Here is a 23,932-nt window from a genome sequence, read left to right on the forward strand (position 1 = left end):
GACCGGCGGCTTGTCCGGCTCGGCCAGCGCACCCTCCGAACGCGGGAAGAACTCGTACCACGAGCCGTACAACGCCCGCTCCCGCTCCACCAGCAGGGACAGCCGGTCGGAGGACGAGACGAACTCGCGCAGCGGATGGCGGGCAAGGACGTGGTCCACGTCGGGCGTCAGGGCGGCGGCGAGACGGGCGGCGGCGGGGCGCCCGGTGTCGCGCAGGGCACTGACGGCCGTGCGGATCGCGTCGCGGCGGCCCTTGCTCTTCGGCACTCCGGCGGCGGCCCGCTCGTACAGCAGCGCGCCCTCCTCCAGGACCAGCTCGGTGTCCATGCCCGCCGGGATCTTGATCTGCGCGTGGTGGCGCCAGGTGGCGATCGGGTCGCCCCAGGCCTCCACGGTGTACGTCCAGCGGCCGGCCTCCGGTATGGAGACGGTGGCGCCCCAGCGGTCGGTGCCGGGGGCCAGTTCGCGCATGGGCGTCCAGGGGCCGGAGCGGCCCTCCGGGCCGTGCAGGACGACGTTCGCGGCGACCGCGTCGTGGCCCTCGCGGAAGACCGTCGCGGAGATCTCGAACGACTCGCCCACCACGGCCTTGGCGGGGCGGCGGCCGCCCGCGACCAGCGGACGCACGTCCAGGACGGGGATGCGCCCGATCAGGGGCCCGTCCCCGGTGACGATCGTGTCTGCCATGTCGGTCGAGTCGGTCGAGTCGGTCGTGTCTGCCGTGTCTGCCGTGTCTGCCGTGTCGGTCGTGGCGTCGGTGGCGGCGGTGGCCTTCGCGGACGCGGTCTTCTCGGGTGAGTCGTCCACGGAGGCGGACTTCTCCCTTCCGGTCTTTGCCGTTGCGGGTTTCGCCGTGCCGGACTTCGTGGTTCCGGACTTCTCGGACTTCGCTGTCCTCGCCTCCGGCGGCTCGGGCCGGTCGGCGTTCGCCCCGGGATCGGGGGGCGCGGAGGTGCCGGGCGTCGGGGGTGATGACGAGTGGTGCGTGGCGGGCATGACCGCTCCTGTCCGCGTCAACGTGGGTGGGCGGATGAGGGTGTGGGGAGGTGGGTCCTGCTGGGCGTACCGGTTGAGCCTTCCCACCCTTTTCGGGTGGGCAATCCGGCACTTTGTTAACTACTCGCGCGTATGTCTACACACAAGACCGGCCCCGTCGGGTGAGAATCCGCCAAGGAGCCGTCAAGAAGCTGCCAAGGATTCACGGGACGAGGCCGGTCGGTGAATGCACAACTACTTAGGGGTTGTTGACCTGCAGGAGTTTGTTCGGTGAACCGAGCCCCGGGGCGACCATCTTCCCGGTTGCGGCCCGATCGGCAAGAGCCTTGCTCACATCGGCTGGTGTCGCCCAGGCGTTGTCGGCCAGATAGAGCGCGGCCGCGCCCGTGGCGTGGGGTGCCGCCATCGACGTACCGGAGAAGGACGCCGCGCCCGTGTCACTCGCGTACGAAGCCGAGGTGACGTCCACGCCGGGGGCGAACAGGTCGAGCCGCGCGCCCCAGTTGGAGAAGGCCGCCCGGGTGTCCGTCCGGTCGCTCGCGCCCACGGTGACGGCCTCCGGGACGCGGGCCGGTGAGAAGAGGCTGGCCGGGAGGCCGTCGTTGCCCGCCGCCACCGTGTAGCTGACGCCGGACGCGATGGAGTTGCGGACGGCGGCGTCCAGCTGCGGATCCGCCACCCCGCCCAGGCTCACATTGGCCACGGCGGGCTTCTGGGCGTTCCTGGTCACCCAGTCGATGCCCGCGATGACCTGCGAGAGCGTGCCGGCCCCGGTGTTGTCGAGCACGCGCACGGAGACGATCTTCGCCTGCTTCGCGACGCCGTAGGTGGTGCCCGCGACGGTGCCCGCCACGTGCGTGCCGTGGCCCTGGCCGTCCTGGGCGATGGCGTCGTTGTCGACGAAGTCCCAGCCGTGGCTCGCCCGGCCGCCGAACTCCTGGTGCGTGACGCGTACGCCGGTGTCGATGACGTACGCCGTCACGCCCCGGCCCGCCGACTCCGGCCAGGTGTAGCCGCGGTCCAGCGGCAGGTCCCGCTGGTCGATGCGGTCGAGGCCCCACGGGGGGTCCGGCTGCCGGTGCTCGACGGCCACGGTGGCGTCCTGCGAGACCGCCGCCACCTGTGCGTCGGCGGCGAGGCGCCTGGCCTGCCGGGCGTCGGCCCGTACCGCGTAGCCGTTGAGCGCGGTGCTGTAGGTGTGGCTGATTTTCGCCCCGTATTTGGCGGCGAGGTCCTTGCCCGCCTTCGACGGAGCCTTCGTTCCCCCCTTGAGCGTGACGATGTATCTGTCGCTGATGACGCCGGATCCGCCGGCGCCGAGTATCTGCCCCTGGGGGGCGGCGTCCGCGGGCAGGGTGACGGCCGAAAGCACCGCGGCCGTCAGCACCGCCGTACAGCCTCCCGCCCAGTGCAGCCGCCGCTTGCGCGTCACTGCCATGGTGTGAGTTCCCCTCCTCAACTCGGCGTACCCCGGCCCAAGTTGCATGCGCCCTTGTGGGGCCTCGACAGCCCTCGCGGGGCCCTGGGCGGGCCTCGAGGGGCCTTGGCCGGATCGCCACTTGGCAGCCTCTCGTGCGGTGTGAAGTGCCACAAGGTCGTACGAGGGGGCGGAATCGGCCATATCGCCCGTGGGGTACATGTGGAGATCGCGGTGATCCGGAAACGGGCGGCTGGGACGGGGCTGGGACGGAAGGAAGGCAAAGGTTGCGCAGGTATCCGGCCGAACTCGGACGCTTCGGTGTGAAGTTGATCGCCGAACGGCATATGACCCCCCATGCGCCGTAGTTGCGGAGGCACCCTCGCCGCTACCGTCGTGGGTGACAAAGGGCGCACGTCGATGTGTGCCCCGCTGCCGCGTACGTCCCGTGAAGGTGGAAGCTCGTGAAGGCCATCCGCAGATTCACCGTGCGTCCCGTACTCCCCGAAGCCCTTCACCCGCTCAGTGACCTGGCGCGCAATCTGCGCTGGTCCTGGCATGCCGAGACCCGTGACCTCTTCCAGTCCGTGGACCCCGAGCGCTGGGCCGCCTCCGAACACGATCCCGTACGCCTCCTCGGGAGCGTGTCGCCCGGCCGCCTCGCCGAGCTGGCGGAGGACCGGCGCTTCCTGCGACGGCTGTCCGCGGCCGCCGACGACTTGAACGACTATGTGACGGGTGAGCGCTGGTACCAGTCCCAGCCGTCCGAACTCCCCGCCGCCATCGCCTACTTCTCACCCGAGTTCGGCATCACGGCCGCGCTGCCGCAGTACTCGGGCGGCCTCGGCATCCTCGCCGGTGACCATCTCAAGGCGGCCAGCGACCTCGGCGTACCCTTGATCGGCGTCGGACTCCTCTACCGGCACGGCTACTTCCGCCAGTCCCTGTCCCGGGACGGCTGGCAGCAGGAGCACTATCCGGTCCTGGACCCGAACGAACTGCCCGTCTCCCTGCTGCGCGAGCCCGACGGCACCCCCTCCCAGGTGTCCCTGGCCCTCCCCGGCGGCAAATCCCTCCACGCCCGCGTCTGGCTGGCCCAGGTCGGCCGGGTCCCGCTGCTGATGCTCGACTCGGACGTCGAGGAGAACGACCTCGGCGAGCGGGGCGTGACCGACCGGCTGTACGGCGGCGGCAGCGAGCACCGGCTGCTCCAGGAGATGCTGCTCGGCATCGGCGGGGTGCGCGCGGTGCGTACGTACTGCCGTCTGACGGGCCACGCGCAGCCCGAGGTCTTCCATACGAACGAGGGCCACGCGGGATTCCTCGGCCTGGAACGTATTCACGAACTCTCTTACCAGGAAATGGACTTCGACGCCGCCCTGGAAACGGTCCGGGCCGGCACGGTCTTCACGACCCACACGCCCGTACCCGCCGGAATCGACCGCTTCGACCGGGAGCTGGTGGCCCGGCACTTCGGCCCGGACGCGGAACTCCCGCGCATCGAGGTGGAGCGAATTCTCCAACTGGGTATGGAGACCTACCCCGGCGGAGAACCGAACCTCTTCAACATGGCGGTGATGGGCCTGCGGCTCGGGCAGCGGGCCAACGGGGTGTCGTTGCTGCACGGCCACGTCAGCCGGCAGATGTTCTCGGGCCTGTGGCCGGGCTTCGACCCGGACGAGGTGCCGATCACCTCCGTGACCAACGGGGTGCACGCGCCCACCTGGGTGGCACCCGAGGTGTTCCGCCTCGGCGCCCGCCAGATCGGCGCGCAGCGGACCGAGGACGCGCTGACGGTCGGCGGCTCCGACCGCTGGGACGCCGTCGCCGACATCCCCGACCAGGACATCTGGGAGCTGCGCCGCGTCCTGCGCGAGAAGCTGGTGACGGAGGTACGGGAGCGGCTGCACGCGTCCTGGCGGCAGCGCGGCGCGGGCACGGCCGAACTCGGCTGGATCGACGGCGTGCTGGACCCGGACGTCCTGACGATCGGCTTCGCACGCCGGGTCCCCTCCTACAAGCGCCTGACCCTGATGCTCAGGGACAGGGACCGGCTCATGGATATGTTGCTGCACCCTGAGCGCCCGATCCAGATCGTGGTGGCGGGCAAGGCGCACCCGGCGGACGACGGGGGCAAACGCCTGGTCCAGGAGCTGGTGCGGTTCTCGGACGACCCGCGCGTACGCCACCGCATCGTCTTCCTCCCCGACTACGGCATGGCGATGGCGCAGAAGCTCTACCCGGGCTGCGACATCTGGCTCAACAACCCGCTCCGCCCCCTGGAGGCGTGCGGCACTTCCGGCATGAAGGCGGCGCTGAACGGCTGCCTGAACCTCTCCGTCCTGGACGGCTGGTGGGACGAGTGGTTCCAGCCCGACTTCGGCTGGGCGATCCCCACGGCGGACGGCACGGCGGTCGACGACGACCGCCGGGACGAGCTGGAGGCGTCGGCGCTCTACGACCTGCTGGAGCAGCGGGTCGCCCCGCGTTTCTACGAGCGGGGCCAGGGCGGCCTCCCCGACCGCTGGATCGAGATGGTCCGCCAGACCCTGACCCACCTCGGCCCGAAGGTCCTGGCGGGCCGCATGGTCCGGGAGTACGTGGGCCGCCTCTACACCCCCGCGGCCCACGCCCACCGCGCCATGGACCCCGCCTCCGCACGGGAGTTGGCGGCCTGGAAGTCCCGCGTCCGCACGGCCTGGCCGCACGTCACGGTCGACCACGTCGAGACGACGGCCGCGACCCCGACCGCCGAACTCGGCTCGACGCTCTCCCTCCGGGTCCGGGTGGGCCTGGGCGACCTGGCCCCCGACGACGTCGAGGTCCAGGCGGTCTCGGGCCGCGTCGACCCGGAGGACCGCATCGAGGACGGCGCGGCGGCACCGCTGAAGCCGACGGGCGGGCCGGACTTGGAGGGGCGGTGGGTGTACGAGGGCCCACTGTCCCTGGACCGCACCGGGCCCTTCGGGTACACGGTGCGGATTCTGCCTGCGCATCGGTTGCTGGCTTCCGGTGCGGAGGTGGGGGTGGTGGCTGTGCCTTCGGAGGGGATGGGGGAGGGGGCGGGGGTTTTGATGCGGTGAGGTGGGGTGTGGTGAGTGGGCGGGGGTGGCTGGGGCGAGGGGAAGGGGTGCTATGGATCTTCCCCTCGTCAGCGTCCCCGTTGAGGGTGGATGCTCCGAGTTGATCGTCCCTGGCAGGTTCTTCGCGTATCGGGCACTCGATTCGGCCGAGAGAGGTCACTCTGTTTCACGCAGGTCGCTGATTCGGTTTGGCCTGTTCGGAAGGGCGACCTCGGTATTCATCGATGAGGATTCCGGGGAAGTGTTGTGGGGGCTGGCCGCTGACGATCTCGTGCTGGTTAATTCTTCGGTCGCGCAATTCACCGACTGTATGTGCAGGTTGGCTGATGCCTTCCCCTTCTACTCTGCGAACTCGGATCATGATGAATGGGAGACTGCCTCGCAGAGAGTTCAGGACCTCGTTTGCGGGATCGACCCGGCTGCCTATTTTGAGGGCTCCCTTTGGTATGAATTCAGGTGGGATGTTTCGATGGGAGACTTTCATGAGTGATGGGCAGGTCGAGGATCGATGTCGATTCCTCCGAGGCCGTTGACGGACGAGGGCGTGAGCCTGCTTGAGCGCGAGTTGTGCGACGGGCGGCGGGCGCTTGCCGATCTGGGCGCGGAGGATGCCTGGCTCGCGTTCGTCCGCTTCGGGCGGCGGCGCCTCCGCACGCCGGACTCTCCTGATGCCGACGGCCTTCTGTTCCAGTACGGGACGTATTCGTTCGACGGCCCTCCGACGTTCACGCTGGACTTCACGCGCCAATTCGAGGTCAGCGACGGTGATGGCGGTCACGATCACTACGTACAGGTGCACTGCGAGCTTCGATTCGGAGCCGATCCCGCCCTGCAGGCGCTGGGCAGCTTTGATTCGTGGTTCTTTCACGACGCGGAGGACGACCTCGACCGGTGGGCCGAGGAGTTGGGCAGCCGAGAGGTCTGGAGGGTGATCCGTGGACTCAGGCCCGCCCTGATCAAGGTGTACCAAGACCGGGTGTAGCCCGGTGTAGCCCCGTTCGTTCGCGGGGTGGTTCGGGCTTCGCGGCGTAAGGTCGGTCGGCCATGACCGAATACATCACCTATGGCACCAGAAGCACAGCGCGAGCGAGTTGGCTCAGCTGGTCGCCGGTCGTCTCGGGCTCGTCTTCACCGAGCGCGACAGTCACTTCCTCGGCGTCTACTACTCAGCCCACCACTCCGAAGGGCGCGTACAGGTCCAGCCCAACCTCATCCCCGGCGATGATGGCGAGGACGAGCTCTACGAGTCGGAACACCCGGCGGTCCACGTGCTTTTGCTGATCACCAGCTCGGCTCCTGCCCCGATTCTGCAAGCACGCTTGGAGTCCATCGACGGGCTTGTGCGCCTGGAGCACAACTCCTGGTGACCGCCGTATTCCGGCAAGGCGCGGTGTGAGCCACCCTTGGGCCCCGCGCACCGTGCTGGGCCCGGACCCGACCCCGACCTGCTCGTTCGTCATGGACGGACCGCCCGCAGTTGGCGTACCTTCCCTCAGCGCCCGCTCTTTCGCGGCCGATTCTGTTTTCGTGCCTGTGGGGGGCCGTCGTCTTGTTCGGATCCAGTGGTCTACGTCCGCGTCCGGCTCTGCCCGGCGGGGTGTCGCAGCCGCCGCGGTTTCTGCTCGTCGGGGTGTCGGCGCTGCTCGTGGTCGTCGTCCTCAGTGACCTGTTCGCCGTGTACGCCGGCGTTCGGGAGTACACGCTGCTCGGCGAGGTACGGGGCCTCGCTTTCGACTCACAGCAGGGGCTTGATGATGCTGAGGCGCTCTACCGGACGGCTGGGCGGGTCCAGGAGGCCACGTTCCTTGCCTGTGCGATCGGCTTCGTCATCTGGTTCTACTTGATGCGCCGTTACGCCGGAGTGCTCGGGCCGGACCGGTTTCGCAACGGCCCGGGCTGGGCGATCGGGTCCTGGCTCATCCCGCTGGCGAACCTCTGGATGCCCTACCGGATCGCCGTGGACATGTGGGGAGCCGGCACGCGGCTGCCGGCCGACGGCGAACCCTTCAAGGTCTCCTACTGGCCGGTGAACCTGTGGTGGGGTCTGTTCGTCACGGCGATCCTGTTCCGGCGGTACACCGGGCAGCGTTACGCGAACGCCGAAGCCCTTGAGGAGATCCGGGCCGCCGTTCTCCAGGTGATGGCCGCCGACATCCTGGAAGCCGCCGCGGCCGCGGCCGCCGTGTACTTCGCCGTCCGGCTGACGGCCATGCAACGGCTGAAGGCTGCCGAGAGGCCGTAGGTCTCGGCCTGAGAGCCGATCCTGCCGCTGTCGCCTTGGTTTCGTGCCGTGCTACTGGCCCGGAGCCCGCGAAGTGCGGACTCCCGTGCCGGTCACTCCTCGTCCCCCGCACACATCCGCCGCAACACCGCCCCACACCTGCGCGCATAGGCATGCTGCAACCCCCGGGTCGCCGGGCCGCCCGCTCGGGCGTACCACTTGGCGGGGCGGCTGAAGGCGGTGATCGTGAGCCAGACCGTGCCGTCGCCCGTGCGGTCGACCACGAAGGCCTCCTCGCCGGATTCCGGGTGGCCTTCGAGGGTGCCGTAGGCCCAGCCGACCCGGCGGGGTTCGTCCACGGTCCAGACGATGCGGCAGGGGGCCTTGATCAGAGGGCCGAGGCCGACCGTGACGTCGACGCCCGGGGCGGCCTGGGGGGCCTCGGTCGTGATGGTCACGCCCACCGCTCGGTGGAGTTCCCAGGTCATGACGGCCTGGGACGCCGTTTTGAAGACGTCGTGGCCCTCGCCGATGATGGTTCGGACGTGCAGGGGGTGAAAACCGGGCGGACACCGGCCGTCGCGGGTCGCGCCCACGTCCTCGTACGTGAAGGGCATGGGACCCAAGAGTAGGGCGGCACCCGGGGATGCCTTCGTCCCGGGTACCGCCCAGTGCCCCTTCGGGGGTCGATCCGTGTGACTCGGCCGTGTGACTCGGCCGAACGTCAGCCGGGCGTCAGCCTGGCGTCAGTTCACGTTGACCGCGGCCCAGGCCGCCTGGACCGCCTTGTACTCCGTGCTGGTGGCGCCGTACAGCGCTGACGCCGCGTTCAGCGTCGCGGTGCGCGCGGCCGCGTACTTCGTCGTGGACGTCATGTACGTGGTGAGCGCCTTGTACCAGATCTGTACGGCCTTGTCGCGGCCGATGCCGGTGACCGTGGAGCCGTTCGACGTGGGGGAGTTGTAGCTGACGCCGTTGATCGTCTTCGCGCCGCTGCCCTCGGACAGGAGGTAGAAGAAGTGGTTCGCCGGGCCCGAGGAGTAGTGGACGTCCAGACCACCGAGGCTGGACGACCAGCTGTCCTTGGACGAGCCGTCCTTGCTCGGCTTGTCCATGTAGCGCAGCGGGGTGCCGTCGCCGTTGATGTCGATCTTCTCGCCGATGAGGTAGTCGCCGGCGTCGGAGGAGCTGGCCGCGTAGAACTCGACCGCCGCGCCGAAGATGTCGGAGGTCGCCTCGTTGAGACCGCCGGACTCGCCCGAGTAGTTCAGACCCGCCGTGTTCGACGTGACGCCGTGGGTCATCTCGTGGCCCGCGACATCGAGGGACGTGAGCGGCTTCGTGTTGCCCTCGCCGTCGCCGTACGTCATGCAGAAGCAGCTGTCGTCCCAGAAGGCGTTCACGTACGCGTTGCCGTAGTGGACGCGGGAGTAGGCGGCCTTGCCGTCGTTCTTGATGCCGGAGCGGCCGAGCACGTTCTTGTAGAAGTCCCAGGTGACCTGCGCGCCGTAGTGTGCGTCGACGGCGGCGGTCTGGGTGTTGGAGGCGGCCCCGGTGCCCCAGGTGTCGTCGGCGTCGGTGAAGAGCGTGCCGGTGCCGGACGTGCCGCGGTTGAGGTTGTACGTCTTGTTGGCGCCGCGTGACGGGTCGTTGAGCTGGTAGGTGGAGCCGGAGAGCGAGGTTCCGACGGTGACCTTGCCGCTGTACTGGCTGTTGCCCGTACCGGTCTGGACGGCCTCCCACTCGTACAGCTTCTTGCCCGTCTCGGCGTCCGTGACTACGTGCAGCTGCTGCGGGGTGCCGTCGTGCTGGAATCCGCCGACGACCGTCTCGTACGCGAGAGCCGGAGTTCCGCTCGCCGCCCAGACGACCTTGCGGGGCGCCTTGTCCGCCTCCGACTTGGTGCTGCCCTCCGCCTTCGCGGCCTTCAACGCCTGTGTTTCGGCAGTGGACTTGGCGATGTCGGGAGTGACGTCGGAGACCTTGACCGCGGCCTTCGTCGCCTTGGTGATGCCCTGCGTCTCACCGGACTTGGACTCGTGGACGACCAAGTCGCCGCCGAGGACCGGGAGTCCGGCGTACGTGCGCTCGTAGCGGGTGTGCGTCGTGCCGTCCGCGTCCTTGACGACGTCTCTGACGACCAGCTCCTCCTTCCCGCCGAGGCCTATCTCGTCGGCCGTCGCCGGCGCCGCGGCGTCGGCCTTCTGGATGAGGCTCGTACGGGCGGCCGCGGACAGCTGGACCGGGGCGCCGGCGAGGGCCGTACTGCCGGACGGCTCGGCCGGGGTCTGGGCGGCGGCCGTGGTCAGGCCGGTGGTGATGAGGGCTCCGGCCGCGACGGCGGTGGCGATGGCCAGAGTGGTGCGCTTGTGACGCGCGTAGACAGAGGTCAACGCAGGCTCCTTCGTGGGGGGTTGTCCGACGGTCATGGGGGGTCCGTCGGACGCTGTGAAGTTGCGGTGCGGGTGTTCCGTGCGAGCTGTTCCGTGGGAACTGTTCCGTGCGAGGTGAACAGTGCCAGTTGGGTCGCGTACATGTCAGTGGGGCGAATAGAGGTTGGCCGGAAATCGTCCGCTGCCCGAAGATCCGCATACGCATTGCGGACTTGATCGCTCGCGAAGGCCGGGCAAAGAGGGCGCCGCCCCGGAGAGTTGGATCTCCGGGGCGGCGCCCTGCCCGTGGGGGGTGTGCGGTGGAGTTGTGTGTGAGGGGGCTTACGGGAAGGTCAGCTTCCAGCCGTTGATGGTTCCGACGTCCTGGGCCGCCTGGTCCTGCACCTTCAACTGCCAGGCGCCGTTGGCGACTTCGGAGGACGCGTCGACCGTGTAGGGCTCGCTGACGTCGTCCGCCGAGTCCGAGGAGCTGAAGGGCTTCAGGCGGTAGCTCGTGCCGTCGGGGGCTACGAGGTCGACGACCAGGTCACCGCGCCAGGTGTGCGTGATGTCCGGCGTGACGATCAGGTTCGAGGGCGCGTTGCCGGTCCGTCCTGAGACCGTGATCGACGACGTCACCGCCGCTCCGTTGTCCGGAATCGATACGGCGGTCGTGTTCTCGAACGACGTGCCGGTCTCGCCCCCGCCGTCACCGGGCCGCGCGCCGACGTTGATGCCGGCCCACGCGTTCTGCACCGCCGTGTACTCGGCGCTCTCGGTGCCGTACAGCTCACCGGCGACCGCGAGCGTCCCGGTGCGGGCCGCCGCGTAGTTGGTCGTGGTCGTGAACTTCGTGGTGAGCGCCTTGAACCAGATCAGCGCCGCCTTCTCGCGGCCGATGCCGGTGACCGGCAGGCCGTCGGAGGTCGGCGAGTTGTAGCTGACCCCGTTGATGGTCTTCGCGCCGCTGCCCTCGCTCAGCAGGTAGAACCAGTGGTTCGCCGGGCCCGAGGAGTAGTGGACGTCGATCGAGCCGATGCCCGAGTACCAGCTGTCCTTGGACGAGCCGTCGCTGCTCGGCTTGTCCATGTAGCGCAGCGGGGTGCCGTCGCCGTTGATGTCGATCTTCTCGCCGACCATGTAGTCGCCGACGTCCTCCGAGTTGTCGGCGTAGAACTCGACGGCCGCCGCGAAGATGTCGGAGGTCGCCTCGTTCAACCCGCCCGACTCACCGCTGTAGTTGAGGCCCGCGGTGTTGGACGTGATGCCGTGCGTCATCTCGTGCGCGGCCACGTCGATCGACGTAAGCGGCTTGGCGTTGCCCGACCCGTCGCCGTACGTCATGCAGAAGCAGGAGTCCTGCCAGAAGGCGTTGACGTAGTTGTTGCCGTAGTGGACGCGGGAGTACGCGCCGACGCCGTCACCGCGGATACCGTTCCTGCCCTGCACGTTCTTGTAGTAGTCCCAGGTCAGCGCGGCCCCGTAGTGCGCGTCAGCGCCCGCCGTCTCCAGGTTGGCGGGGGCGCCGTTGCCCCAGATGTCGTCGGGACCCGAGAAGAGGGTGCCGGTGCCCGACGTACCGCGGTTCAGGTTGTACGTCTTGTGACTGCCGCGGGCCGTGTCGGTGAGGTTGTACGTCGACCCGGACTGGGCGGTGCCGAGCGTGACGCTGCCGCTGTACTGGGTGTTGCCCGTGCCGTTCTCGACGGCCTGGTACTCGAAGAGCTTCTCGCCGGTGGCCGCGTCGGTGATGACGTGCAGCTCGTTCGGGGTGCCGTCGTGCTGCAGCCCGCCGACCACCGTCTCGTACGCGAGGGTCGGCTTGCCGCTCGCCGCCCAGATCACCTTGCGGGCGCCGTCCGCCTCGGTCTTCTTCGAACCCTCGGCGGCAGCGGCCTTGAGGGCCTGTTTCTCGGCGACCGCGGGCTTCACCGCCGCGCTGGTGGTGATGCCCTTGAGCTGGGCCTTCGCGGCCCGCGTGACCGCCTCGGTCTTCCCGGACCCGGCGGTCTCGACCACCAGGTCGCCGCCGAGGACCGGGAGTCCGGCGTAGGTGCGCTCGTAGCGCGTGTGGACCGTGCCGTCGGCGTCCTTGATGACGTCACGGACGACGAGCTTCTCCTTGGCGCCGAGCCCCAGTTCCTCGGCGGTGTCCGCCTTGGCGGTGTCGGCGTCCCGCAGCAGCTGGGCGCGCTGGGCGGGGGAGAGCTTGACGGCCAGGGCGCCCTTGTCGAGCTTGCCCGGGGCCGGCTTGGCGTCGGCGGTGGCGGCGCCCGTCTGGACGGCCGCGGCGAGCAGGGCGGTGACGGCGACGAGCGCGCCGGCGGCGACCCTGCGCCGGGTGGAACGGGCGGAGCTGGTGGTGCCTGTGGCGGGGGAGGCGTCTGCGGTGTGCGAGGTGTGTCTGTGGGAGGTGCGTCTCAACACGGACTCCTTCTGCGTGGCCACGGATCGCTCGCGCGGCCAATGGGGGACCGGTCGGTTGGGGGCCGTCCGGGCAGAACAAGGCGGAACGCGGAACCACTTGCGTGCGGCACGTGCGGGCGTGCGTGGGGGTGGACCACGGCACAGCGGTAAGGCGGTGCAGATGTGGGGTTGCTGTGAAGTAGTCGTGGGAAGAGTGGCAGGAGATCGCCACTCCTGTCAGGTGCGCATCAATAGATTGGCCGGAAACGGTTCGTTGTCCGGGTGGCCATGTTCGGTATGCGGATTGTTTGCCTGGCGGATCTGGACTACTTGGTTCGAAGCAGTGGTCTGGCTGGTTCATCGTGCGGCGGTACTCTGCAGCGGTGACAGCCACAGCCACGACTCCGGCCGCGCGAGGGCGTATCGACAAGCGGCAGGCCATCCTGGACGCCGCCTTCACCGTCTTCGCGCGCCGGGGTTACGCGAACGCCTGCGTGAAGGAGATCGCCGACGAGGCGGGGGTCGCCAAGCCGACCGTCTACAACCACCTCAGCGACAAGGAGAACCTGTTCCGGCACGCGATGGAGGCCGCGGCCGACACGGTGACGGCCGAGAACCTCGCCGTCGTGGAGCGCCTCCGCGCCCCCGGCGACGACCTGCGAGCGGCCTTGGAGGACGTCGCGTACCGCCTCCTCCAGGTGTGCTCGGGCGAGCGGTCCCGGGCGCTGCGCTGGCTGACGTACTCCCAGGTCGGCGGCTTCCCCGACCTGATCGAGACGGTCCAGGACCGCACCGCGAACCGCCTCGCCGAAGCCCTCGCGGACCGGCTCGCCCGGCTCTCCCTCGCCGGCCGCCTGCGTCCGTCCGATCCCGCCCTGGCCGCGGAGCAGCTCCTCGCCCTGCTCACCGGACCGCTGGAGACACGCACCCGCCTGGGCACGCGCAAGGTCCCCGCGACGGAGCTGCGCGCGGTGGCGCGGTCGGCGGTGGACACCTTCCTGCGGGCGTACGGGACCGAGTCCGGCCAAGCCGAGCAGCGGCCGTAGCTCAGGACGGCGTCGAGTCCGTCCGGGCCGGACAGCGGACCTGAGCGGAATCAACGAAGTCCGTGCGGTACAGCGCCCCCGAAGGGGCGCGGGGCTGTGACATCTGCGGCTCCGCCGGGTGGGCGCGACCAGCCACGGACGGCCCGCAGATTCAATACCGCGCTTCCCGCGGAGCGCTTGGCTCAGGACGGCCCCGGGCGTTCGCCGTGCCACGAGTGCCAGAGTGCCGCGTACGCGCCCTCGGCCGCCACGAGGCTTTCGTGGGTGCCGAGTTCGGTCAGGCGGCCGTCCTCCATCACGGCTACCCGGTCCGCGTCGTGCGCGGTGTGCAGGCGGTGCGCGATGGCGATGACGGTGCGTCCTTCGAGTACGGCGGCCAGCGCGCGCTCCGTGTGGCGGGCGGTCGCCGGGTCGAGGAGCGCCGTGGCCTCGTCGAGGATCAGCGTGTGCGGGTCGGCCAGTACGACGCGGGCCAGGGCCAGTTGCTGGGCCCGCGAGCCGTCCGTGCCGTGGCCGCGGGGCCCCAGCTCGGTGTCGAGCCCGGCCGGCAGCTCCTGGGCCCAGTCGTCGGCACCGACCGCCGCGAGGGCGGCCCACAACTCGGCGTCGCCGGCCGAGGGTTCGGCGATCAGCAGATTGTCGCGAACCGTGCCCAGGAACACGTGGTGCTCCTGGGTGACGAGGACGACCTGCCGTCGCAGCTGCTCCGGGTCGAGATCGGCGACCGGCACCCCGCCCACCGTCACCGTGCCGGAGCGCGGCGCGTCGATGCCCGCGAGCAGCCTGCTCAGGGTGGTCTTCCCGGCGCCGGAGGGGCCGACGACGGCCAGCCGCTCCCCGGGCCGCACGGTCAGGTCGACCCCGCGCAGCACCTCGCCCCCGCGGTCGTACGAGTAGCGCACCCCGGTCACGTCGATCCGGTCGTCCGCCGGCGCGGGGGACCCGGACCCGGTGGCCCGCGGGGCCCGGCTCAGGCCCTCCACGCGGGCGAACGAGGCGCTGCTGCTCTGCAGTTGCTCGACCCGCATCAGGATCGTGTCGAGCGGTGACTCCAGTTGGCGCAGATACAGTGCCGCCGCGACGACGGCACCCAGGCTCATCGCGCCCCGCTCGTGCAGGGCTCCGCCGACCAGCAGCACGACGACCACGGGCAGGACGTACGAGACCTCCACGACCAGGAAGAACACGCTCCGCAGGTACAGCGTGTACATCCGGGTGCGACGGGACGTCTCCAGCGCCTCGCGGCTCGCGGTGATCCGCCGGCGCTGCAGGCCGAACGCCTCGACCGTGCGGGCGCCGGAGGCGGTGGCCCCGAGGATCTCGGCCACCTCCGAGGTGGCGGCGCCCTCGGCGAGATAGGCGGCGCGCGCCCGGCGCAGATACCAGCGCAGGGTGAACCAGATGCCGGCCTGGGCGAGCACCGCGCAGGCGCCGAGCAGCGGGTCGAGTACGAAGACCGCGCCGAGCAGGAACAGCGACTGCACCGAGGCGATGAGCAGTTCGGGACCGGCGTCGCGCAGGGTGGTGCCCACCATGGCGACGTCGGCGGTGCCGCGGGCCGTCAGGTCTCCGGTGCCCGCCCGCTCGACGGCCGAGGCGGGCAGGGCCAGCGTCCGGTCGACGAACTCCTCGCGCACCCGCGCCAGCGTCCGCTCCCCGAACCGGTGCCCCACGTACCGGGCGGCGCGTGCCAGCAGCAGCTGCGCCAGCGCGCACACCAGGATGATCAGCGCCAGCCGGTCCACGGTGTCCACACCGCCGCCGGCCCGTACCTCGTCGATGATGCGGCCGAGCAGCCACGGGCCGACCAGACCGGCTGCGGCGGCCAGCGCGTTCAGGGCGAGCAGGGCGGTGAAGGCACGGCCGTCCGCCCGGATCAGCCGGCCCGCGGCCCGGCGTACGTCGGCCGGTTCGGCCACCGGCAGCTGCGCGGTCATCGCACGGCCTCCTCTGCGTCCAGGTCCGTGATGTCGGCCTCCATCGCGTCGGCCTCGGTGGACTCGACGTCCGCGTCCCGGGCCACCAGCGCGCGGTATCCCGGCTCCCCGTCGAGGAGTTCGCGATGGCTGCCGCCGGCCGCGACCTTGCCGTCGACCAGGTAGTACACGGTGTCCACCTGGTCGAGCATCAGCGGCGAGGTGCTGGTGACGACGGTCGTACGACCGGCACGCGCGGCCCGCAGCCGGGCGGCGACGGCGGCCTCGGTGTGCGCGTCGAGCGCCGAGGTGGGCTCGATCGCCAGCAGGACCTCGGGGTCGGCGAGGAGCGCCCGTACGAGACGTACCCGCTGCCGCTGCCCTCCGGAGAGGCTGCGGCCCTGCGCGTCGACGGCCGAGTCGAGCCCGTCCGGCAGCCCGAGGACGATGTCGTCCGCCACGGCCGCGTGCACGGCCCGGGCGATGGCCGCGTCGTCGTGGTCCCCGCGGCCGGAGACCAGGTCGCGCAGGGTGCCCGCGAACAGGTCGGCCTCGTTGTCCGCGACCAGGATGCGCTCCCGGACCTGCGGCAGGGCGATCCCGTCGAGGCGTACGCCGCCCCAGGTCGCCGCCGTCGGGGCGTACCGGCCGAGCCGGTCGACCACGGCGGCCGACTCCGCCGGACGGGCACCGACCAGCGCGGTCAGCCTGCCGGGCGCCACCCGGACACCCGACCGCGGATCGTGCAGCACCGAGGGCTCCGCCGGGGCGTCGAGAGCGAGCTTGTCCGTGACCAGGGACTCTGTGACCGGGGACTCTGGGACTAGGGACTCTGTGACCGGGGATTCTGTGACCACGGGTTCCCTGGCCGCGGGTTTCTTGGCGTCGGGTTTCCAGGGCAGGGGCTTCCTGACTATGGGTTCCTTGGCGTCGGGCTTCCCGGTCACGGGCTTCCTCGTCATGGGTTCCTTGGCGACGGGCTTCCTGGTCCCGGGCTTCCCGGCGTCGGGCTTCCCGGTCACGGGTTCCCTGACCACGGAATCCCTGGTCACGCGCTCCCTGGCCACGGGCTCCGTGGTCATCGGTTCCAGGGACAGGAAACGTACGACGCGGCGGGCGGCCACCAGGCCCCGGCTGACCTGGTAGCTGCACTCGACGAAGAAGGCCACCGGGCCCACGAGGAACGCGACATAGCCGTACACGGACACCAACTCGCCGATGGTGATGGACCCTTGGGCGGCGAGCCGGGCCGCCAGCCAGGTCACGACGGCGAGGAACACCGTCGGCAGCCCGACGCCGAGTGCCTGGAGCCAGCTCGTCACCACCCCGACCCGGTAGCCCTGCGCCCGCAGCTTCTGCGAGTCCCGGCGGAAGGCGTCCGCGAACAGCCCTTTGCCGCCAAGGCCGTTGAGGACGCGCAGGCCGCCCGCGAGGTCGCCGATCCGCGCGGTCAGCACGCCCTGCCGCTCGCGGTACTCCGTCTCCGCGCCCTGCAGCCGCCCCATCAACGGACCGACGATCCCGGCGATCACGGGCACCCCGAGCAGGATCACCAGGGCCAGCGGCAGCGAGACCGACAGCAGCAGCCCGGCCACGACGGCGTACGCGACGACCGAACCGACGCCGGGGCCCACGACCGTCAGGCACTGGCTGATCGTCTGCACGTCGCCGACGCCGATGGTGACGATCTCGCCGGTGCCGACCTGCCGCGACAGCGCGGCCCCCAGCCGGGTCGCCTGCCCGACGACGACCTTGACCGTACGGAAGTTGGCGTCCATCCGGAGCCGGGTCATCGTCCGGTGCCGCATGATGCTCAGCCAGGAGTTGAACAGCCCGAGGCCCAGCAGGGCGGCCACCCAGCCGACCAGCGCGGCCTCGTCGCCGGGTTCGAGACCGTCGTCGATCGCACGGGACAGCAGATACGGCGTCAGAGCCATCAGGACCATCCAGACGCTGCCCAGCAGGGCCCCCGCGGCGGCCCGGCCCGGCTGTCTGGTGATCAGCCACCAGAGGTACCGGCCACCGCCGCGGCAGTCCGGCGTCCCAGGGTCCCCGTACGTGTCCACCTGCCGCGCCACCCGCTGCTCACCCCTCGTCCAGCCCGCTTCCGTGACCACCTCTGCCCGCACCGCGCCGCGCCCCGTCGCCGCTACACGAGGCTGTCCCGCCACGCCTGGTGCAGATCCGCGAACCTGCCGGTGTCCGCGATGAGTTGGGCGGGGCTGCCGTCCTCGACGATGCGGCCGTGCTCCATCACGAGGACCCGGTCGGCGATCTCGACGGTCGACAGCCGGTGGGCGATGACGACCGCCGTACGGCCGCGCAGGACGGTGTGCATCGCGCGCTGGACGGCCCGTTCGCCGGGGATGTCCAGCGAGCTGGTGGCCTCGTCGAGGATGAGGACCGCCGGGTCCGCGAGCAACGCCCGGGCGAACGCGACGAGTTGGCGCTGACCGGCCGAGATGCGGCCGCCCCGCTTGCGTACGTCCGTGTCGTAGCCGTCCGGCAGGGCGCTGATGAAGTCGTGGGCGCCGATGGCCTTGGCGGCCCGCTCGATGTCCTCGCGGGAGGCGTCCGGGCGGCCGATCGCGATGTTCTCGGCGACCGTGCCGGAGAAGAGGAAGGCCTCCTGGGTCACCATCACCACACCGCGGCGGAGTTCGGGGGCCGTGAGCTCGCGCAGGTCGACGCCGTCGAGGAGGACCCGGCCGGCCGTGGGGTCGTAGAAACGGGCCAGCAGTTTGGCGAGTGTCGACTTGCCCGCGCCCGTCGAGCCGACCACGGCGACGGTCTGGCCCGCCGGGAGGGTCAGCGAGAAGGGCGGCAGGACCTCGCCGCCGGTGCGGTACGCGAAGCGGACGTCGTCGAAGACGACCTCGCGGCCGGGGTGCTGGGAGGCGAGCTCCGGCAGCGCACGCGGTTCCGCGGGTTCCGGCACCGAGGGGACCTGGGCCAGCAGGCCCGCGATCTTCTCCAGCGAGGCGGCCGCCGACTGGTACGAGTTGAGGAACATGCCGAGCCGGTCGATGGGGTCGTACAGGCGGCGCAGGTACAGGACCGCGGCGGCCAGCACGCCCAGCGCCAGTGACTCCGAGGCCACCCGGTACGCGCCCCACAGCACGATGCCCGCGACCGCCGTGTTGGCGACCAGCCGGGAGCCGACGACGTAGCGGGCCATCTCCAGGATGGCGTCGCCGTTGACGCGTTCGTGGCGGCGGTTGAGCACGTGGAAGTCCGCGTCGTTGGCGGCCTCGCGGCGGAACGCGCGCACCGGGCGTATGCCGTTCATCGTCTCCGCGAACTTCACGATGACGGCGGCGATCGCGGTCGAGCGGAGGCCGAAGATCCGTCCGGCGCGGTGCTGGTAGAGCCGGATGAGGAGGTACAGCGGGACGAACGAGGCCACCGCGACGGCGCCCAGGCCCAGGTCGAGCCAGAGCAGCATCGCCGAGATGTAGACGAAGGACAGGATGACCGTGATGAGCTCCTGGAGCCCCTCGCTGAGCAGCTCGCGCAGCGACTCGACGTCGGTCGTGGAGCGGGAGATGAGGCGGCCCGAGGTGTAGCGCTCGTGGAAGTCCACGCTGAGCGCCTGTGCGTGCCGGAAGATCCTGCCGCGCAGGTCGAGCAGGACGTCCTGGTTGACCCGGGCGGACGCGATGACGAAGCCGTACTGGAGTCCGCCCGCGGCCAGCGCGGCCACCACGTAGCCGGCCGCGACGGCGATCAGCGGGCCGTGGTCGCCGTCCCGGAAGGCGGGTACGGCGCGGTCGATGGCGTACGCCACGAGCAGCGGGCCCGCCTGCACCGCCGCCTGCTGGAGCAGGAGCAGGACCGCCGCGAGGACGACGCGGGCCCTGAGCGGGGCGAGCAGGGAGCGCAGGAGGGTGGCCGTCGCGCGCGGCGGGGAGGGGAGGGTGTCCTTGTCGAAGGGGTCGCCGTCCCTGTACGGAGGCGCCGGCTGGTCCTGATCGTCGTTGTCGGTCGGCGCGGTGGTCGTGGGCGCCGTCATCGGGTGTCCTCCTCGGTCGTTCCGGCAGCCGTTTCCCCAGTCGTTCGATCTGCCGTTCCCTCTGCTGTTCCGGACATCAGCCAGGCGTATTCGGCGTTCGTGCGCAGGAGTTCGTGGTGGGTTCCGACGGCGGCGATGCGGCCCCGGGAGAGCAGGGCCACGCGGTCGGCGAGGAGGACCGTGGACGGGCGGTGGGCCACGACCAGCGCGGTCGTCTCCGCGAGGACGCGACGCAGGGCCGCCTCGACGAGGGTCTCCGTGTGGACGTCCAGGGCGGACAGGGGGTCGTCAAGCACGAGGAAGCGGGGGCGGCCGACGACCGCCCGTGCCAGGGCGAGACGCTGACGCTGGCCGCCGGAGAGGCTGAGTCCCTGCTCGCCGACCTGGGTGTCCGTGCCCTGGGGGAGCCCGTGCGTGAAGTCCGCCTGCGCGACGGCCAGGGCCCGGTTCAACTCGGCTTCGCCCGCGCCGCTCCCGGCGCCCATGAGGACGTTCTCGCCCACACTCGCGGAGAAGAGAGTGGGCTCTTCAAAGGCCACGGCCACGAGGGCGCGCAGCGTTTCCCTGGGCATGTCGGTGATGTCCACCCCGTCCAGGGTGATCCGCCCCCGCGTGACCTCGTGCAGCCGCGGGACGAGCGCGGTGAGCGTCGTCTTCCCGGTCCCGGTGGCCCCTACGAGCGCCATGGTCTCGCCCGGACGTATGTGGAGGTCTATGCGATCGAGGATGGGAGTGCTGTCGGCAGGAGCATCCGGGTACCGAAACCGAACACCGTGAAACTGAAGCCCACCGGTACGGGTGCCTGCGGCGCTGGGGGCGGTGGCGGGGATCGCGGTCACGGCCGGCGACCCGCCGTGCCCCGCCGCGGCAGCCACACCCGCACCGGCACCGGTGTCCGCGTCGGAGGCGCGGGCGGTGGCCGCGGCTGCGGTCGGCGTCCTGCCGTGCCTCGCCGTGGCAGCCACACCGGCAGCGACATCCACGTCGAGGGCGCCGGCGGGGGTCGCTTCCGCGGTCGGCGTCCCGCGGCGAACCGCCGGATCCGCGCCCGGAGTCGCACTCGCCCCCTCGCCTGAAGTCGCGTCGGGGGCGTCGGCCGGGGCCGGGACGGCAGTTCGCGTCCCGCTGTGCGTCGCCGCGGCAGCCGCGTCGGCACCGGCGGTGGCCCCGGCTGCGGTCGGTGTACCGCGGTGCGCCGCCGCACTCGCCGCCGAAGCCGCATCTGCCCCTTTGCCTGAAGCCGCGCCGGATGCGGTGGCCGCGGCTGCGGTCGGTGTACCGCCGTGCGTTGCAGCCGCAGCCGCACCGGAACCGCCCTCAGCGCCGGCATCCGCCCCGGAGGCGGTGGCGGGGTGCGGGACCGTGGTCCGTGTCCCGCCGTGCAAGGCGGCCGCGCCGGCACTGGTTCCGGCTTCCATCCCGGAACCCGTACTGGTCCCGGCCCTCGTTCCGGAACCCGTACGGGAAGCCGCCCCCGCACCGGAACCCGCACCCCCCGACTCCGGCTCCGCGTCCAGTACCTCGAAATAGCGTTCCGTGGCTGTGGCTGCCTCCTGGCTCATGGCGAGGAGGAAGCCGATCGACTCGATGGGCCAGCGCAGGGCGAGGGCGGTGGAGAGGAAGGCGACCAGTGTGCCGGTGGACAGCTCGCCGTCGGCCACCTGCACTGTCCCGAGCACGAGCGCCGCGCCGATGGCGAGTTCGGGGAGGATGGTGATCGCGGCGAAGATGGCGGCGAGCAGGCGCGCCTTCGCGAGTTCCGTGCCGCGCAGGGTGCGGGAGAGGTCCCGGAAGGCGAGGGCCTGGCTGCGGTGGCGGCCGAACCCCTTGATGATCCGGATGCCGAGCACGCTCTCCTCGACGAGCGTCGTCAGATCGCCGACCTGGTCCTGGGCCTGCCTGGCCACCTTCGAGTACCGCTTCTCGAAGAGCCAGCAGACGATCATCACCGGCACTGCGGGCGCGAGCAGCACGAGCCCCAGCGTCCACTCCTGGGCCAGCATGATGATGACGCCCACCAGGATCGTCACGCCGTTGACCAGCAGGAATGTAAGAGGGAAGGCGAGGAACATGCGCAGCAGCATCAGGTCCGTGGTGCCCCGCGACAGCAGCTGACCGGAGGGCCAGCGGTCGTGGAACGCGACGGGCAGCCGCTGCAGATGCCGGTACAGGTCCGCCCGCATCGCCGCCTCGACGCCCGCCAGCGGCCGGGCCACCAGCCACCGCCGCAGCCCGAAGAGCACCGCCTCGACGACCCCGAGCAGGAACAGGAACAGCGCCCCGAGCCACACCCCGCCCGTGTCGCGGCCGGCCACCGGTCCGTCCACCATCCACTTCAGGACCAGCGGGATCACCAGCCCCGCGCACGAGGCGACCACCGCGACGACCGCCGCCGTGAACAGCCGGCCGCGCACGGGCCGCACGTACGGCCACAGGCGCAGCAGGCTGCGCACGGCCGAACGCTCCTTGCGCTGGTCCTTGCGCGGGTCCTTGTCGGGGTCCTCGATCGGTTCCTTGGCCAGGTCCAGGGTTTTGGGCACTGCGGGTGTGGTGGACATCAGTGGCGAGCCTACGGTTCGGCACTGACACCGCCCAGCGAGTTTTGGCCGGACCCGCACTGGTCCCATGGGCCTAGGACCGCCTCGATCCTCCGCCGTCCCTCGCTCCCGACCCGGCCCGCCCCGGAGTCGTACGCCCGCATCAACCGATCGGCCGATGCCCCTTCGAGCGCGATGGCCGATGTGCCGGACCCCGCCCGACCGGGACCCTCGGTCCATGACCGTCATCGAAGTAACCGGACTGCGTAAGTCATACGGAGGCAAGCCCGTCGTCGACGACGTCTCCTTCACCGTCGAGGAGGGCGAGATCTTCGGCATCCTCGGCCCGAACGGCGCCGGCAAGACGACCACAGTCGAGTGCGTCGAGGGGCTGCGGGTCCCGGACGCGGGCCGCGTACGCGTCACCGGCCTCGACCCGATCGCCGACCACGAGGCCGTCAGCCGCGTCCTCGGCGCCCAGCTCCAGGAGAGCGAACTCCAGGCCAAACTCACCGTGCGCGAGGCGCTGGAGCTGTACGCCGACTTCTACCCGAGCCCCGCCGACTGGCGCCCGCTGGCCGAACGCCTGGGCCTGGAAGGCAAGTTGGGCACGCGGTTCGGCAAGCTCAGCGGCGGCCAGAAACAGCGCCTGTCCATCGCGCTCGCGCTGATCGGCGATCCGAAGGTCGTGGTGCTCGACGAACTGACCACCGGGCTCGACCCGCGCGCCCGCCGTGACACCTGGGAGCTGATCGAGGACATCCGCGCGAACGGCGTCACCGTCCTCCTCGTCACCCACTTCATGGAGGAGGCGCAGCGGCTGTGTGATCGGATCGCCGTGATCGACAAGGGGCGGGTGGCCGCCCTGGACACCCCGGCCGGTCTGATCCGCCGCTCGACGGGCGCCACCGTCATCAGCTTCACCCCGTCCGCCCCGCTGGAGGACCGCGACCTGAACGCGCTCCCCGCGCTCGCGTCGGTCGAGCACCGGGACGGCCGCGTCACCCTGTCCGGCACCGACGAGACCGTCAACGCGGTCGTCACCCTGCTGGCCCGGTGCCACATCACCGCCCACCAACTCCGTGTCACCGACGCCACGTTGGACGACGCGTTCCTCGACCTCACGAAGGAGAAAGCGGCATGAGCACGGCCGTTCCCCGCATCGCCGTCGTCAACACCGCCCTCGTCAACACCGCCGTACTGAAGAGCGAGGTCCGGCTGTTCCGCCGGGAACCCGGCAGCCTGTTCTGGATCCTGGGGTTCCCGACCCTGCTGCTGGTGATCCTCGGCTCCATCCCGGCCTTCCGGGAGACCGACCCGGACTTCGGCGGGCTGCGCCCGATCGACGGCTATGTCCCGGTGGGGGTGCTGCTCGGCCTGATCGTCGGCGGGCTCCAGGCGATGCCGCAGACCCTCACCGGCTACCGCGAGCGCGGCATCCTGCGCCGGATGTCCACCACGCCGGTCCGGCCCGCGGCCCTGCTCTCCGCGCAGATGTTCCTGTACGGCGGGGCCGCCCTGGTGTCGGCACTGCTCGCCCTCGCGGTCGGGCGGCTCGCCTTCGACGTACGGCTGCCCGAGCAGCCCTTCGGATACGCCCTGGCCCTGGTACTGGCCGTCCTGGCCGCCCTCGCGCTGGGCGCGGTGATCTCCGCGCTGTCCCGGACGACGAAGATCGCGGGTGCCGTCGGGTCGGCCGTGTTCTTCCCGGCGATGTTCTGCGCGGGCGTGTGGATGCCGGTGCAGACCATGCCCGACGTACTGGCCCGCTTCGTCGGGTTCACGCCGTTCGGCGCGGCCGCGGAGGCGCTGAACCAGGCGGCGGCGGGGGACTGGCCGGGCTGGGACCACCTGGGCGTGCTGGTGGCCTGGACGGTGCTGTTGACGGCCGGTGCCGCGCGCTGGTTCCGCTGGGAGTAGGGGACG

The 23,932-nt window shown here is 70.9% G+C and carries 17 protein-coding genes; 8 read left to right on the plus strand and 9 right to left on the minus strand.

Features of this window, described 5'->3' with window-relative positions; all coding sequences use genetic code 11:
- A partial coding sequence (locus AB0I18_RS38830) for a maltotransferase domain-containing protein (RefSeq protein WP_363110460.1) occupies positions 1-687 on the minus strand: 687 nt, incomplete at its 3' end.
- 547 nt (positions 688-1,234) lie between these two features.
- Positions 1,235-2,434, minus strand: a complete 1,200-nt coding sequence (locus tag AB0I18_RS38835) for a S8 family peptidase (RefSeq protein ID WP_363110432.1) — start codon at positions 2,432-2,434, stop codon at positions 1,235-1,237.
- A gap of 443 nt (positions 2,435-2,877) precedes the next feature.
- Here AB0I18_RS38835 and AB0I18_RS38840 point away from each other — a divergent pair, with 443 nt between their 5' ends.
- The 5 genes from AB0I18_RS38840 to AB0I18_RS38860 all read left to right on the plus strand — a co-directional run bounded on the left by AB0I18_RS38840 (position 2,878) and on the right by AB0I18_RS38860 (position 7,738).
- Positions 2,878-5,496, plus strand: a complete 2,619-nt coding sequence (locus tag AB0I18_RS38840) for a glycosyltransferase family 1 protein (protein WP_363110433.1) — start codon at positions 2,878-2,880, stop codon at positions 5,494-5,496.
- Between the two features lie 52 nt (positions 5,497-5,548).
- The gene (locus AB0I18_RS38845; RefSeq protein ID WP_363110434.1) at positions 5,549-5,986 is read left to right on the plus strand and encodes an SUKH-4 family immunity protein; all 438 of its coding nucleotides are present in this window, start codon (positions 5,549-5,551) and stop codon (positions 5,984-5,986) included.
- Between the two features lie 54 nt (positions 5,987-6,040).
- A complete protein-coding gene (locus tag AB0I18_RS38850; protein WP_363110435.1) occupies positions 6,041-6,478 on the plus strand; it encodes a hypothetical protein in 438 nt (145 codons plus the stop codon).
- Positions 6,479-6,587: 109 nt separating this feature from the next.
- Entirely contained in the window at positions 6,588-6,863 is a 276-nt protein-coding gene (locus tag AB0I18_RS38855) for a hypothetical protein (RefSeq protein WP_363110436.1), read from the plus strand.
- Between the two features lie 230 nt (positions 6,864-7,093).
- A complete protein-coding gene (locus AB0I18_RS38860; RefSeq protein ID WP_363110437.1) occupies positions 7,094-7,738 on the plus strand; it encodes a DUF4328 domain-containing protein in 645 nt (214 codons plus the stop codon).
- A gap of 92 nt (positions 7,739-7,830) precedes the next feature.
- On the opposite strand, the gene AB0I18_RS38865 is transcribed toward AB0I18_RS38860, so the two are convergent.
- The 3 genes from AB0I18_RS38865 to AB0I18_RS38875 all read right to left on the minus strand — a co-directional run bounded on the left by AB0I18_RS38865 (position 7,831) and on the right by AB0I18_RS38875 (position 12,513).
- Positions 7,831-8,334 (minus strand): DUF1990 domain-containing protein, encoded by a 504-nt coding sequence (locus tag AB0I18_RS38865; RefSeq protein ID WP_363110438.1) that lies wholly within the window; start codon positions 8,332-8,334, stop codon positions 7,831-7,833.
- A gap of 129 nt (positions 8,335-8,463) precedes the next feature.
- Positions 8,464-10,110, minus strand: coding sequence for a M4 family metallopeptidase (locus AB0I18_RS38870; RefSeq protein WP_363110439.1), 1,647 nt, complete (start codon positions 10,108-10,110; stop codon positions 8,464-8,466).
- Positions 10,111-10,431: 321 nt separating this feature from the next.
- Positions 10,432-12,513, minus strand: a complete 2,082-nt coding sequence (locus tag AB0I18_RS38875; protein ID WP_363110440.1) for a M4 family metallopeptidase — start codon at positions 12,511-12,513, stop codon at positions 10,432-10,434.
- A 365-nt stretch (positions 12,514-12,878) separates the two neighbouring features.
- Between AB0I18_RS38875 and AB0I18_RS38880 the strand changes: the two genes are divergently transcribed.
- Positions 12,879-13,541 (plus strand): TetR/AcrR family transcriptional regulator, encoded by a 663-nt coding sequence (locus tag AB0I18_RS38880; RefSeq protein WP_363110441.1) that lies wholly within the window; start codon positions 12,879-12,881, stop codon positions 13,539-13,541.
- A 182-nt stretch (positions 13,542-13,723) separates the two neighbouring features.
- Here the strand turns inward: AB0I18_RS38880 and AB0I18_RS38885 are convergent, their stop codons facing one another.
- The 4 genes from AB0I18_RS38885 to AB0I18_RS38900 form a co-directional block, all read right to left on the minus strand.
- Positions 13,724-15,478 carry an ABC transporter ATP-binding protein gene (locus tag AB0I18_RS38885; RefSeq protein ID WP_363110442.1) on the minus strand — a complete coding sequence of 585 codons (1,755 nt, stop codon included), beginning with the start codon at positions 15,476-15,478 and terminating at the stop codon, positions 13,724-13,726.
- On the minus strand, positions 15,475-17,523 hold the full coding sequence (locus AB0I18_RS38890; protein ID WP_363110461.1) for an ABC transporter transmembrane domain-containing protein: 2,049 nt from the start codon (positions 17,521-17,523) through the stop codon (positions 15,475-15,477). Before AB0I18_RS38890 ends, AB0I18_RS38885 begins: the two co-directional genes overlap by 4 nt.
- 83 nt (positions 17,524-17,606) lie before the next feature.
- Positions 17,607-19,469, minus strand: coding sequence for an ABC transporter ATP-binding protein (locus AB0I18_RS38895; RefSeq protein WP_363110443.1), 1,863 nt, complete (start codon positions 19,467-19,469; stop codon positions 17,607-17,609).
- Positions 19,466-22,027 (minus strand): ABC transporter transmembrane domain-containing protein, encoded by a 2,562-nt coding sequence (locus AB0I18_RS38900; RefSeq protein ID WP_363110444.1) that lies wholly within the window; start codon positions 22,025-22,027, stop codon positions 19,466-19,468. The genes AB0I18_RS38895 and AB0I18_RS38900 overlap by 4 nt, the downstream gene beginning before the upstream one ends.
- Before the next feature lie 217 nt (positions 22,028-22,244).
- Here AB0I18_RS38900 and AB0I18_RS38905 point away from each other — a divergent pair, with 217 nt between their 5' ends.
- Entirely contained in the window at positions 22,245-23,150 is a 906-nt protein-coding gene (locus tag AB0I18_RS38905; RefSeq protein ID WP_363110445.1) for an ABC transporter ATP-binding protein, read from the plus strand.
- Positions 23,147-23,926, plus strand: a complete 780-nt coding sequence (locus AB0I18_RS38910) for an ABC transporter permease (protein ID WP_363110446.1) — start codon at positions 23,147-23,149, stop codon at positions 23,924-23,926. Before AB0I18_RS38905 ends, AB0I18_RS38910 begins: the two co-directional genes overlap by 4 nt.
- Positions 23,927-23,932: the final 6 nt, after the last annotated feature.

Origin of the sequence: Streptomyces sp. NPDC050704 (assembly GCF_040654355.1) — a bacterium.
Lineage (GTDB): Bacteria > Actinomycetota > Actinomycetes > Streptomycetales > Streptomycetaceae > Streptomyces.

Excerpts from the sequence above, each read along its gene's own strand:
- AB0I18_RS38905 (WP_363110445.1), top strand. The coding sequence starts at position 22,245 with ATGACCGTCATCGAAGTAACCGGACTGCGTAAGTCATACGGAGGCAAG.
- AB0I18_RS38900 (WP_363110444.1), bottom strand. The coding sequence starts at position 22,027 with ATGTCCACCACACCCGCAGTGCCCAAAACCCTGGACCTGGCCAAGGAA.
- AB0I18_RS38865 (WP_363110438.1), bottom strand. The coding sequence starts at position 8,334 with ATGCCCTTCACGTACGAGGACGTGGGCGCGACCCGCGACGGCCGGTGT.
- AB0I18_RS38910 (WP_363110446.1), top strand. The coding sequence starts at position 23,147 with ATGAGCACGGCCGTTCCCCGCATCGCCGTCGTCAACACCGCCCTCGTC.
- AB0I18_RS38845 (WP_363110434.1), top strand. The coding sequence starts at position 5,549 with ATGGATCTTCCCCTCGTCAGCGTCCCCGTTGAGGGTGGATGCTCCGAG.
- AB0I18_RS38895 (WP_363110443.1), bottom strand. The coding sequence starts at position 19,469 with ATGACGGCGCCCACGACCACCGCGCCGACCGACAACGACGATCAGGAC.
- AB0I18_RS38835 (WP_363110432.1), bottom strand. The coding sequence starts at position 2,434 with ATGGCAGTGACGCGCAAGCGGCGGCTGCACTGGGCGGGAGGCTGTACG.
- AB0I18_RS38885 (WP_363110442.1), bottom strand. The coding sequence starts at position 15,478 with ATGACCGCGCAGCTGCCGGTGGCCGAACCGGCCGACGTACGCCGGGCC.